The organism is Nocardioides astragali (genome assembly GCF_024436375.1).
GTDB lineage: Bacteria > Actinomycetota > Actinomycetes > Propionibacteriales > Nocardioidaceae > Nocardioides > Nocardioides astragali.
Window position 1 is genome coordinate 635,544 of sequence record NZ_JAFMZM010000003.1, and the last position, 11,447, is coordinate 646,990.

An 11,447-nucleotide genomic window follows, 5' to 3' on the forward strand; every position below is an offset into this window, starting at 1 on the left:
TCCGCTGCGCTCCCCCGAACAACGCCGCGGGGACCCCGCATGAGCACCCCACGACGTTCTTCTCCTCCGCTGCGCTCCCCCGAACAACGCCGCGGGGACCCCGCATGAGCAGCGCCACCGAGCGGCGGGAAGCGATGCTCGAGAAGCTCGCCGACCTCGACGCGCAGCACGCGGTCGCGGTCGCCGGCGGCGGGCAGAAGTACGTCGATCGCCACCACGCGCGCGGCAAGCTGACTGCCCGCGAGCGGATCGAGCTCCTCCTCGACCCGGGGTCGGCCTTCCTCGAGCTCTCGCCGCTGGCGGGCTGGGGATCGGACTTCGCGGTCGGTGCGTCCGTGGTGACCGGCATCGGTGTGGTCGAGGGCGTGGAGTGCCTCGTCACCGCCAACGACCCGACCGTGAAGGGCGGCGCCTCCAACCCCTGGACGGTGAAGAAGGTCTTCCGGGCCTCGCAGATCGCGGAGGAGAACAACCTCCCGACGGTCTCGCTCGTCGAGTCCGGCGGCGCTGACCTGCCGACGCAGAAGGAGATCTTCATCCCCGGCGGCAAGCTCTTCCGGGACCTGACCCGGGCGTCGGCGCGCCGGCAGCCCACGATCGCGCTGGTCTTCGGCAACTCGACCGCAGGCGGGGCGTACGTCCCGGGCATGAGCGACTACACCGTCTTCGTCCGCGGCGGCGCGAAGGTCTTCCTCGGCGGCCCGCCGCTGGTGAAGATGGCGACCGGCGAGGAGTCCGACGACGAGTCGCTCGGCGGGGCCGAGATGCACGCTCGCGTGTCGGGGCTCGCCGACTACCTCGCCGAGGACGAGCACGACGCGATCCGGATCGGGCGGCGGATCGTGGCCCGTCTGAACCGGCGGCGACGCGGTGCTCAGGCGGACCTCCGTCCGCTCGACGCGCGGCATGCCGGGGTCCCAGCGACCACGGGAGGGTCCCAGTTCGGCTTCGCCGAGCCCGACGCCGACCCCGACGGCCTCCTCGACCTCATCCCCACCGACCTCAAGGAGCCGTTCGACCCACGGGAGGTGATCGTGCGGATCGTCGACGGCACGAGCGAGCGCAACGCGCGGCCGTTCGACGAGTTCAAGCCCCTCTACGGCACGTCGCTCGTCACCGGCTGGGCCGAGCTGCACGGACGGCCCATCGGCATCCTCGCCAACGCGCAGGGGGTGCTGTTCTCGGAGGAGGCGCAGAAGGCCACGCAGTTCATCCAGCTCGCCAACCAGTCGCACACGCCGCTGCTCTTCCTGCACAACACCACCGGCTACATGGTCGGCAAGGAGTACGAGCAGGGCGGGATCATCAAGCACGGCGCCCAGATGATCAACGCGGTCTCCAACAGCACCGTCCCCCACCTGTCGGTGATCATGGGCGCGTCCTACGGTGCCGGCAACTACGGCATGAACGGCCGCGCCTACGACCCCCGCTTCCTCTTCACCTGGCCCAGCGCGAAGTCGGCCGTGATGGGCCCCGCCCAGCTCGCCGGGGTGCTGTCCATCGTCGCCCGCGCCGCCGCCGAGGCGAAGGGCCAGGCGTACGACGAGGAGGGCGACGCCGGCATGCGCGCGATGGTGGAACAGATGGTCGAGGAGCAGTCGCTGCCCTACGCGCTGTCCGGGATGCTCTACGACGACGGCGTCATCGACCCGCGCGACACCCGCACCGTGCTCGCCATCTGCCTCAGCGTCATCGAGAACGCCCCGATCAAGGGCGCCGAGGGCTATGGGGTGTTCCGCACATGATCAAACGAGCGCGTCGCGTCTGCGAGACGAGGTTGAGCAAGCCCCGCGACCGAGGAACGAGAGCGCGACGGGTGCGTCGAAACCCAGGAGATGGCGCATGATCCGCAGATTGTTGGTGGCCAACCGCGGCGAGATCGCACGCCGCGTCTTCGCCACCTGCCGGCGGCTCGGCATCGAGACCGTCGCCGTCCACTCCGATGCCGACGCCGGGCTGCCGTTCGTGGCCGAGGCGGACTACGCCGTACGCCTGCCCGGCAACGCTCCTACGGACACCTACCTCCGCATCGACCTGGTCGTCGAGGCCGCGCTCAAGGCCGGAGCCGATGCGATCCACCCCGGCTACGGCTTCCTCTCCGAGAATGCCGACTTCGCCCGGGCCGTCGAGGCGGCCGGTCTCACCTGGATCGGACCGCCCCCGTACGCGATCGAGGCGATGGGCGACAAGGAGCGCGCCAAGGAGATCGCCGAGAAGGCCGGCGTCCCGGTGCTCTTCGCTCCGACCGAGCCGACCGCGGCCGACCTGCCCCTGCTGGTGAAGGCATCGGCCGGTGGCGGTGGGCGCGGCATGCGCGTCGTACGCACCCTCGACCAGCTAAACGCCGAGATCGCGGCGGCGAGCGCCGAGGCGGAGTCCGCCTTCGGTGATGGGACCGTCTTCGTGGAGCCCTACGTCGAGCACGGCCGCCACGTCGAGGTGCAGGTCGTCTGCGACGTCCACGAGACGGGCCTGACCCTGGGCACGCGCGACTGCTCGGTCCAGCGCCGGCACCAGAAGGTCGTCGAGGAGGCGCCGGCACCCTGGCTGCCGTCGCACGTCGCCGAGGAGATGGAGGATGCCGCCGGCCGCCTGGCTCACGCCGTCGGCTACGTCGGGGCCGGCACGGTCGAGTTCCTCTACGACCCCACGAGCGAGCGATTCTTCTTCCTCGAGATGAACACCCGTCTCCAGGTCGAGCACCCGGTGACCGAGCTCGTCACCGGCATCGACCTGGTCGGGCTCCAGATCGCGGTGGCCGAGGGTCGTGACCTCCCGGGATGTCATACGGACGGGGTCACCCCTGCCCCCGACCGCATGACGTCCGGCAGCGGCCACGCGGTCGAGGTGCGCCTCTACGCCGAGGACGCGGCGTACGTCCCGCAGAGCGGGCGGCTCGTCACCTTCGAGCTGCCTGCCTACGTCCAGCTCGGTCCGCTCGCCGGCGCGGGGGTGCGGGTCGACAGCGGCTTCGCCTCGGGCGACGACGTCTCCACTTTCTACGACGCGATGCTGGCGAAGGTGATGGCCTGGGCACCCACCCGGGAGCAGGCGATCCGCATGCTCGTCGCCGCGCTGCGCCGCGCTCGCATCCACGGCGTCGTCACCAACCGCGACCAGCTTGTCGAGATTCTCACCGACCCGGTCTTCGTCGCGGGCGACATGACGACGACCTGGCTGGAGTCACGTCCGACTCCCGCTGAGTCTCCTGCAGACTCAAGCGCGAGTGCACGCATCGCGGTGATCGCCGGCGCCCTGATGCTCGCCGCCGGCGACGCGGCACGGCGTACGGTCCAGCAGGGCGTCCCGGTCGGATGGCGAAACGTCCCCTCCCAGCCCCAGCGGACCACCTTCGAAGGCTGTGCCCCGGTCGAGTGGTGGGGCACCCGGGACGGCCTCGTGGTCGACGGCGTCACCGTGCTCGAGGTCTCCCCGACGCACGCACGGCTCGAGGTCGACGGCGTCGCCACGGAGACGCGCGGACATTGGTCAGTCGACAGGCCTGGTGCCCCGCGTGAGCTGTGGGTCGACGGACCGGCAATGTCCGCGCGTCTCCGCGAGGTCCCGCGCTTCACCGACCCCGCCGACGCGGTGGCGAGCGGTTCGCTCCTCGCGCCGATGCCCGGCACCGTCGTCGACGTCATCACCGAGGCCGGCGCCGAGGTGGGGGCGGGGGACGTCGTGCTCGTCCTCGAGGCGATGAAGATGCAGCACACCGTGACCGCGCCGCACGCCGGCACGGTCACCGACATCCACGTCGAGCCCGGGACGCAGGTCGCCGCCGGGGAGGTACTGGCCGTCGTCGAAGGGGGTTTCGAGGCTCGCTCCGCTCGCACCTCAACCACCGAATCCGAAAGGACCGTCCCATGACCAGCTTCACCGAGTCCGACGAACGCATCGAGCTGCGGCGCCAGGTGGCCAGGCTGGCGAAGGGATACGGCCGCCAGTGGTTCGTCGAGCGCGCCCGCTCGGGCGAGAAGACCACCGAGCTGTGGCTGGAGATCGCGAAGGCGGGCTACCTCGGCATCAACATCCCGGAGGAGTACGGCGGCGGGGGCGGCGGCATCGGCGACGTGGCCGCGGTCTGCGAGGAGCTGGCGGCGCAGGGTTGTCCGCTGCTGATGATGGTCGTCAGCCCGGCGATCTGCGGCACCGTCATCGCCCGCTACGGCACGGACGAGCAGAAGCAGAAGTGGCTGCCGGGCATCTGCGACGGGACGGCCACCATGGCGTTCGCGATCACCGAGCCCGACGCCGGCACCAACTCCCACAACATCACCACCACCGCGCGCCGTGACGGCGACGAGTGGGTGCTGAAGGGCCAGAAGATCTACATCTCAGGCGTCGACGAGGCCGAGAACGTGCTCGTGGTCGCACGTGCAGAGGACGCGAAGACCGGCAAGCTCAAGCCTTGCCTGTTCGTGGTGCCGAGCGACTCCACCGGCTTCGACTACACCGTCATCCCGATGGAGATCGTCAGCCCGGAGAAGCAGTTCCAGGTCTTCATCGACGACGTCCGTCTCCCCGCCGAGGCGCTGGTCGGAGACGAGGACGGCGGACTGGTGCAGCTGTTCGCCGGGCTCAACCCCGAGCGGATCATGGCGGCCTCCTTCTCGACCGGCCTGGCGCGGCACGCCCTCGAGAAGACGGCGACGTACGCCAAGGAGCGCACGGTCTTCCAGGCCCCGATCGGGTCCCACCAGGCGATCGCCCACCCCTTGGCGATGGCCCACATCGAGACCGAGCTCGCCCGCCTGATGACCCAGAAGGCTGCTGCGCTCGTCGACGCCGGCGACGACCTGGCCGCGGGTGAGGCGGCCAACATGGCCAAGTACGCCGCTGCCGAGGCCGCCGTCCACGCCGTCGACGCCGCGGTGCAGACCCACGGCGGCAACGGCATCACGCAGGAGTACGGCATCGCCGGGATGCTGGTCGCCGCCCGCGCGGGCCGGATCGCCCCGGTGAGCCGGGAGATGATCCTCAACTTCGTCGCGATGCACAGCCTCGGGCTGCCCAAGTCCTACTGACCAACGCCCGCGACCGCGCGTCAGCCCAGCGGCGGGATGTTGGCGTTGCCGCGGAACACGTTGGCGGGGTCCCACGCCGTCTTGAGGGTCCGCAGCCGCTCCCACTGCCGCGGGGTGTAGGCCTCCTGCACCCGGGTCTGCGCGTCGTCGCTGGTGAAGTTCACGTAGACGCCGCGGCTGTGCGGGGCGAGGGCGTCGAAGAACCCGCGCACCCAGGCCCGGTGCCGGTCCGCGTCGCCGGCGTTCTCCGGGAGCCACTGCGCGACGATGTTGATGTCGTGGCTCGCCGTGCGGTGCGGGAACGCGGTGGCGTCCTCGGGCACCCGGCTCATCGCGCCGCCGAAGCTGAAGATCGGCACCGTCGACAGCGGGCTGCTGATCGTCGCCAGGTGCTCGCAGATGATGGCGATGACGTCGTCGGTGAGCGGGCCGAGCCGGTGCGACTTCCAGTAGTAGTGCCGCCCGTGGGGCACCGCGGGGTCGAGGAACTTCTGGTGGGTGGTGTACGGCTTGGGTGCGATCGTGTCGAGCACCGGGCTGCCGAGCGCGCGGACCGGTGCGAGCACCCGCTCGCCCTCCTCGACCGAGCCGGCGTACGTCGCGACCAGGCCGATGATCGGCTTGCCGTGCAGGTGGTCGGGGAAGAGCGGCAGCGCCGGCGCCAGCCGCAGGTTGGCCATCAGCCCCACCTCGTCGGGAGCGTCGGCGATGAAGTCGCGGAGGAAGGCGAGCACGGTCGGCGCCTCTTCCGCCGACCACGCCACCAGCCCGGCGAGGATCGTCGGCCCGACGGGCTGGAGGTCGAAGGTGAAGTCGGTGACCACGCCGAAGTTGCCGCCGCCACCGCGTAGGCCCCAGAAGAGGTCGGGGTTCTGCTCCGCGGAGGCGCGCACGATCGAGCCGTCAGCCGTGACGACCTGGCAGGACCGGAGTGCGTCGATGGCCAGGCCTGTCTTGCGCATCAGGTGGCCGATCCCGCCGCCGAGCGTGAGCCCCGCGATCCCGGTGTGGCTGATGTAGCCACTGGTCATGGCCAGCCCGAAGGCCTGGCTCTCCCGGTCCACGTGGGCGTTGTGGGCGCCGCCCTGCGTCGACACGGTGCGGGCCTCCGGATCCACGACGGTCCCGCGCATGCCGGAGAGGTCGAGGACGAGACCGTCATCGACCAGGGAGTGGCCCGCGATCCCGTGGCCGCCGCCGCGCACCGCGACGGGCAGCCCGTTGTCGCGGGCCCAGCGCAGCGCGGAGGCCACGTCGCTCGCACCCTGGCAGCGAGCGAGGACGGCCGGTCGGCGGTCGATCTCGCCGTTCCAGATGCGCCGCTGGTCGTCGTACGCCGGGTGGTCGGGCGTGATCAGGTCACCGAGGAAGTCGCCTGCCAGCGCCTCGGTGGTGGGGATGTCGAGCACGGTCATGGCGTCCTCCCGGACATCGGAGTGGTGGCGGAGTGGTCGGTGGTGGTGCTCGACCACAGTGCGCCGCCCGACGCGTGTCCCGCGAGTATCGATCCTGTACTGGTACAGACCGCATACCGGTCCTACCGTCAGAGTCATGCCAACCACCTACGGTCAGTTCTGCCCCGTCGCGATGGCCTCGGAGGTGCTCACCGAGAGGTGGACACCGCTGGTGGTCCGCGAGCTCCTGTGCGGCAGCACGCGCTTCAACGACCTCCGCCGCGGGGTCCCCCTCATGTCACCCGCCCTGCTGTCCAAGCGCCTCAAGACCTTGGAGCGCGTCGGCGTCGTCGACCATATCGACGGCGAGTACCACCTCACCGCCGCGGGCAAGGAGCTGTGGCCGGTGATCGAGTCGATGGGCATCTGGGGCCAGCGCTGGGCGCGGGGCGACGTGATCGCCAAGCGGTACGACGCCTCGCTCCTGATGTGGGACATCCACCGCAACGTCGACACGACCGCCCTGCCCGACCGTCGCGTCGTCGTTCACTTCCACCTGCAGGGATCGAGCGACAAGAAGAGCCACTTCTGGCTCGTGCTGGAATCGCCCACGGTCGACCTGTGCCTCACCGACCCCGGCCACGACGTCGACGTGGAGGTGGCCGGGCACGTGTCGACGATGATCGACTACTGGATGGGACGGCGTGACCTGCTGGGCGCGGTCAAGGCCGGCGACCTGTCCATCGCCGGCCCGCGCCCGCTCGTCCGCGCGCTGCCGACGTGGTTCACCCGCAGCGTCTTCGCGCCGGTGCCGCTGCCCGAGGGAGCCTGAGCGACCGCTGTCGGTGACGAGTGGCAGGCTGTACGCCGTGGCTCTCGCTGACCGACCGCTGGTGCCGGAGGAGTGGGTGCTGCGTGTCGACGCAGTGCTCGGCGCCCTGCCCCGCTGCCGCCAGGAGCCGGCGTGGACCGGCACCCGCTGGCGGGTCGGTGGCGCGACGGTCGCCCACATCTTCGGCGGCGAGGACCAGGTCTTCCGCATCACCTTCCGCGGCGAGCCCGACGAGGTCGCCGCCTTCGAGCACATGGGACCCCCCTACTTCAGGTCCGGCTGGGGCGGCAACTCGATCGGGATGGTGCTCGACGACGACACCGACTGGGACGAGCTCGCGGAGCTGCTGACCGACTCCTACTGCGTCCAGGCGCCCGCCACGCTGGCCGAGCAGGTCGCCCGCCCGGGCTCGGGGTGAGCCCACGCGCTCAGCGCAGCGGCACGAACCGGTAGCGCCCGTGCCGCGTGACGACCGCGCCCGGGTTGGTCACCCGCAGCATGGTCCCAGCCACCGGGATCACCAGCACCCCGTCGTCGGCGAGCTGGTCGACGATCTCCTGCGGCAGCTCGTCGGGCTCGGCCGAGACCAGGATCCGGTCGTACGGCGCTCCGTCGGGATCGCCCAGCACGCCGGGTGTGGCCTGCCGGATCGTCGCCCAGGTGCGTCCGGTCGACGCGACGTTGTCGGCACCGAAGGTGACCAGCTCCGGCTCGAGCTCCACCCCCAGCACGGACCCCGTCGGACCGACGAGGTGCGCCAGCAGCGCGGTCGTCCAGCCCGACCCCGCACCCACGTCGAGCACCCGCTGACCGGGGCGTACGTCGAGCAGGCGGAGCATGTCGTCGACCGTGCGGGGCTGGGAGTTGGTCTGGCCCGCCGCGATCTGGAGCGGACCGTCGTACGACGCCCGGCGACGGACCCCGCTCGGGAGGAAGTCCCGCCGCGGGGTCGCGTCGAAGGCAGCGTCGACGGAGTCCACCAGGACAGTCCAGCAGGGGTGAGCGCTCAGAGCCAGTGGTTGTCGTGCTCGCGCATGAACCTGTCGTAGGCGTCCTGGTCCCAGTCGCCGATCCCTTCGGCCAGTCCTTCGAAGTAGGCCTCTCGCGGCGCGCCTGGCGCGAAGTGGAGCAGCATCTTCGCCGCCCCGTCCTCGTTGCGGAAGCCGTGGATCCCACCGGCCGGGACGTGGGCGAAGTCGCCCGCGTGGCACTTGGTCCAGGCCGTGCCGTCGTAGATCGTGACCGTGCCCTCGAGGACGTAGAACGACTCGGTGATGGTCCTGTGGAAGTGCGCGCCGGGCCCGCTCTCGGGTCCCGCGAACTCCCAGCGGTAGAGGCCGAACGTCCCGGTCGTCTCGGTGCCCTGGGCGAGGTAGAAGACCTTGTTGCCGTTGGGATAGACGACGGCCGGCTCGATCCCCGCCCGCACGAGGTGGGCGGAGACCTCGCCGGTGTCGCCGTGGTAGATCTCGGGCGGATAGCTCACTTGGTGGCCGCCGCGTCGTAGGCGTCCTGCACCTGCTCGGGGGCCGCGACGTTGGGCTGGCTGACGCGGACGTGGTTGCCGAACGGGTCGCGGATGCCGAAGTCGGTGCCGTAGGGCTGCTCGACCGGTTCCTGGGTGACCTCGACGCCGGCGTCGCGGAGGGCGGCGTACGTCGCGTGCACGTCGTCGCTGAGCAGGAACACCCCGCCGAGGGCACCCTTCGTCACGAGCTCGCGGACCTGGGCCGCGGTGGACTCGTCGTGCTGAGGACCGCCGACGAGCTCGAGCAGGAGGGACGTGTCCTGGCCGGGCACGCCGACGGTGAGCCAGCGCATGAACCCGAGGTCGATGTCGTCGCGCACCTCGAAGCCGAGGTGGGTCGTGTAGAAGTCGAGGGCCTCGTCCTGGTCGAGCACGGGCACGCTGCGGATGTGGAGTGAGGTGATGTGGTTGGTTGTCATGACGAGGACGCTAGTCAGCGTCGGGGTCCTCGCGCTTCTCCGAAACCGCTGTCGTGCCGGGCTCGCTGGTGGGGCGGCGCTGCTGCTCCCGCGGTCGGGTCCACGTAGCGATGAAGCACGACGGCACCGCGACTGGCGCGTGCTGGGCGCGGAACTCGCTGGGCGAGAGCCCGACGATGTTGCTGAACGTCCTGCTGAACGTGCCGAGGCTGGCGAAGCCGACGTCCCACGCGACATCGGTGATCGGCCGGTCGGTCTGGCGGAGCAAAGTCATCGCCCGCTCGACGCGGCGACGCTGGAGGTAGCGGTGCGGCGTCTCGCCGTAGACGTCCTTGAACACCCGCCCGAACTGCGACGCCGACAGGTGCGCGATCGCGGCGAGGGTGGGCACGTCGAGGGGCTCGGCGTAGCGCCGGTCCATCTCGTCGCGGGCACGGAGCATGCGCCGGTTGATGTCCTCCTTCGCGGAGAGCTGTAGCGGCCGGCCCATGGCTCCGGAATCTAGTCGGTGCAGACATGAACAGCGGCGCGACCCCGGGGGAGGGCCGCGCCGCTGCTGGTGCGTTGTGGGGCACTCGTCGCTTCCTGGGGGGATCCGTACGACGGCGGGAGCTCGATGTACGGATGCGACGAGCGGCCCCGCGGAACGCGGCCGCCTCCGGTCTCAAGGACCGGAAGTAGTGGAGTCCTTTCCGCCGCCCTTGCCGGCAGGCGCGGGCTTGTCGGTGGGCTTGCCGGGACTGGGCTTGTCGGTGCTGGGCTTGTCGGGACTGGGCTTGTCGGTCGGGGTGGGAAGCACGGACGGCTTGCCGGTGGGCTGGTCCGTCGGCTTGCCGGGCGTCGGCTTGTCGGTGGGCCGGCCGGGGGTGGGCTTGTCGGTGGGCCGGCCGGTCTCCTTCGGCTCACCGATCAGCGCGACGCAGTAGGTCGCGATCTTCTCGGCACCGCCGGCCTCGGTCGCAAGCGCGGTGAACGCGGCGCTGTCGAGCGACTTGCCGTGGGCGGAGTGGTCGGTGGCCTGGAACGCGTTGCAGAGACCCTTGAAGCTAGGGGTCGGCCCGGTGGTGTCGGACTCGGTCTCCTTGGGCGTCTCGCCCGGAGTCTCGCCCGGAGTCTCGCTCGAAGTCTCACCGGGGGTCTCGCTGGGCGTGTCGCTCGGCTTCGGCGTCTTGGCGACCGACTCGGTGGCTTGGTCGGAGGCCTGACCCGGCAGGATCGGCAGGTGGGCCGAGTTGGCGAGGGCGAATCCTCCGGTCGCGAGCGCGACCACCGCGCCCGTGGCGACCACCGCTCGGGCGGCGGCGCGGCGGCCGAGTGCGGTCGGCGACACGAAACCCGCGCGGGATGCCGGCGGCGTGGACAGGAGAGCCGACTGGAAGGCCGCCACCGCCTCGTGCTCGCGACGGAGCTCGCCCGGGCGAGCCGTCCCACCGGCCGCCGCCAGGACCGTCCCGAGGGCGCTGTCAGAGGCCGCCGGGTCAGCGAGCAGGCGCTCGGCATCGCGGCGGGACAGGTGGCTCGTACGACGACTCATCTCACCACCTCAGCGTCGGCGCCGCGCCAGGTGTTACGGCTCCTCGGAAAGTTGTTTCGCGAGGCGCTTCAGACCGCGGTGTGACGCGGCCCGCACTGCCCCCGGACGCTTGCCCAGGATGCGTGCCGCCGTGGGGGCGTCGAAGCCCAGGACGGTGCGCAGCAGGATCGCCTCCGCCTGGTCCTGGGGAAGCGACGCGATCAGGGCGAGCGCCGCCTCCGACTGGACCCGCCCGAGCGTGTCGCTCTCGACGTCGGTGAGGTCGGGGAGGTCCAGCATCCCGTCGACGGATTCGTCGGACACCGGGCGCCGACGCGCTCGGCGCAGGTGGTCGAGGGCCCGGTTGCGCCCGATCGTGGTGATCCAGCCGCGGAAGCCGTCGGCGTCGCCCGTGAACCGGTCGAGGTCGCGCACGGCCTGGGCCCACGCCTCGCTGGCCACGTCCTCGGCGTCAGCGACCCCGACCAGCACGGTGAGGTAGCGCAGCAGGGCCGGCTGGACGGCGCGGTAGACCAGACGGAACGCCGCCTCGTCCCCACGCTGCATCGCCTCGACCGCATGGTCGAGCCCCTCGTCCGCACCCACGTCACGAATTGTCACCCCTGGCAGGGTGACGGGGACAGGCACCCCGGCTCCCGCGCGCCCCCGAGCCGGATGCCGGGCGTCCGACCGACCGGGCCACGCTCCACACCCTCGGCTGTGGGCCGCGCGTG

General features: G+C 71.2%; 12 protein-coding genes. 5 read left to right on the plus strand and 7 right to left on the minus strand.

The genetic code is table 11. The annotated features are described in order from the left end of the window. Positions 1-104 precede the first annotated feature (104 nt). The 3 genes from J3P44_RS12260 (at position 105) to J3P44_RS12270 (ending at position 5,027) form a co-directional block, all read left to right on the plus strand. Entirely contained in the window at positions 105-1,745 is a 1,641-nt protein-coding gene (locus J3P44_RS12260) for an acyl-CoA carboxylase subunit beta (RefSeq protein ID WP_255890651.1), read from the plus strand. A 97-nt stretch (positions 1,746-1,842) separates the two neighbouring features. Further along, positions 1,843-3,870: an ATP-binding protein gene (locus J3P44_RS12265; protein WP_255890653.1), complete on the plus strand. Its 2,028-nt coding sequence runs from the start codon at positions 1,843-1,845 to the stop codon at positions 3,868-3,870. Next, positions 3,867-5,027, plus strand: a complete 1,161-nt coding sequence (locus tag J3P44_RS12270; protein WP_255890655.1) for an acyl-CoA dehydrogenase family protein — start codon at positions 3,867-3,869, stop codon at positions 5,025-5,027. Before J3P44_RS12265 ends, J3P44_RS12270 begins: the two co-directional genes overlap by 4 nt. A gap of 20 nt (positions 5,028-5,047) precedes the next feature. On the opposite strand, the gene J3P44_RS12275 is transcribed toward J3P44_RS12270, so the two are convergent. Further along, the gene (locus J3P44_RS12275; RefSeq protein ID WP_255890656.1) at positions 5,048-6,442 is read right to left on the minus strand and encodes an FAD-binding oxidoreductase; all 1,395 of its coding nucleotides are present in this window, start codon (positions 6,440-6,442) and stop codon (positions 5,048-5,050) included. Between the two features lie 136 nt (positions 6,443-6,578). On the opposite strand from J3P44_RS12275, the gene J3P44_RS12280 reads away from it, so the two are divergent. After that, entirely contained in the window at positions 6,579-7,253 is a 675-nt protein-coding gene (locus J3P44_RS12280; protein ID WP_255890657.1) for a winged helix-turn-helix transcriptional regulator, read from the plus strand. Positions 7,254-7,290: 37 nt separating this feature from the next. Next, positions 7,291-7,671: an MmcQ/YjbR family DNA-binding protein gene (locus J3P44_RS12285; RefSeq protein WP_255890658.1), complete on the plus strand. Its 381-nt coding sequence runs from the start codon at positions 7,291-7,293 to the stop codon at positions 7,669-7,671. A 10-nt stretch (positions 7,672-7,681) separates the two neighbouring features. On the opposite strand, the gene J3P44_RS12290 is transcribed toward J3P44_RS12285, so the two are convergent. The 6 genes from J3P44_RS12290 to J3P44_RS12315 form a co-directional block, all read right to left on the minus strand. Next, positions 7,682-8,233, minus strand: coding sequence for a protein-L-isoaspartate O-methyltransferase family protein (locus J3P44_RS12290; protein ID WP_255890659.1), 552 nt, complete (start codon positions 8,231-8,233; stop codon positions 7,682-7,684). Positions 8,234-8,259: 26 nt separating this feature from the next. Beyond that, the gene (locus tag J3P44_RS25525; RefSeq protein WP_255890660.1) at positions 8,260-8,739 is read right to left on the minus strand and encodes a cupin domain-containing protein; all 480 of its coding nucleotides are present in this window, start codon (positions 8,737-8,739) and stop codon (positions 8,260-8,262) included. After that, positions 8,736-9,200 carry a VOC family protein gene (locus tag J3P44_RS12300; protein ID WP_255890661.1) on the minus strand — a complete coding sequence of 155 codons (465 nt, stop codon included), beginning with the start codon at positions 9,198-9,200 and terminating at the stop codon, positions 8,736-8,738. Before J3P44_RS12300 ends, J3P44_RS25525 begins: the two co-directional genes overlap by 4 nt. A 10-nt stretch (positions 9,201-9,210) precedes the next feature. Continuing rightward, positions 9,211-9,690: a helix-turn-helix domain-containing protein gene (locus J3P44_RS12305; protein ID WP_255890662.1), complete on the minus strand. Its 480-nt coding sequence runs from the start codon at positions 9,688-9,690 to the stop codon at positions 9,211-9,213. Positions 9,691-9,864: 174 nt separating this feature from the next. Next, positions 9,865-10,734 carry a hypothetical protein gene (locus J3P44_RS12310; RefSeq protein WP_255890663.1) on the minus strand — a complete coding sequence of 290 codons (870 nt, stop codon included), beginning with the start codon at positions 10,732-10,734 and terminating at the stop codon, positions 9,865-9,867. A gap of 33 nt (positions 10,735-10,767) precedes the next feature. Next, positions 10,768-11,334, minus strand: a complete 567-nt coding sequence (locus J3P44_RS12315; protein WP_255890664.1) for an RNA polymerase sigma factor — start codon at positions 11,332-11,334, stop codon at positions 10,768-10,770. Between the last annotated feature and the right edge of the window lie 113 nt (positions 11,335-11,447).

Bases quoted from the DNA above. Each gene is read 5' to 3' on its own strand.
- J3P44_RS12265 (WP_255890653.1), top strand. From the start codon at position 1,843: ATGATCCGCAGATTGTTGGTGGCCAACCGCGGCGAGATCGCACGCCGC.
- J3P44_RS12270 (WP_255890655.1), top strand. From the start codon at position 3,867: ATGACCAGCTTCACCGAGTCCGACGAACGCATCGAGCTGCGGCGCCAG.
- J3P44_RS12260 (WP_255890651.1), top strand. From the start codon at position 105: ATGAGCAGCGCCACCGAGCGGCGGGAAGCGATGCTCGAGAAGCTCGCC.
- J3P44_RS12310 (WP_255890663.1), bottom strand. From the start codon at position 10,734: ATGAGTCGTCGTACGAGCCACCTGTCCCGCCGCGATGCCGAGCGCCTG.
- J3P44_RS12275 (WP_255890656.1), bottom strand. From the start codon at position 6,442: ATGACCGTGCTCGACATCCCCACCACCGAGGCGCTGGCAGGCGACTTC.
- J3P44_RS12305 (WP_255890662.1), bottom strand. From the start codon at position 9,690: ATGGGCCGGCCGCTACAGCTCTCCGCGAAGGAGGACATCAACCGGCGC.
- J3P44_RS12280 (WP_255890657.1), top strand. From the start codon at position 6,579: ATGCCAACCACCTACGGTCAGTTCTGCCCCGTCGCGATGGCCTCGGAG.
- J3P44_RS12300 (WP_255890661.1), bottom strand. From the start codon at position 9,200: ATGACAACCAACCACATCACCTCACTCCACATCCGCAGCGTGCCCGTG.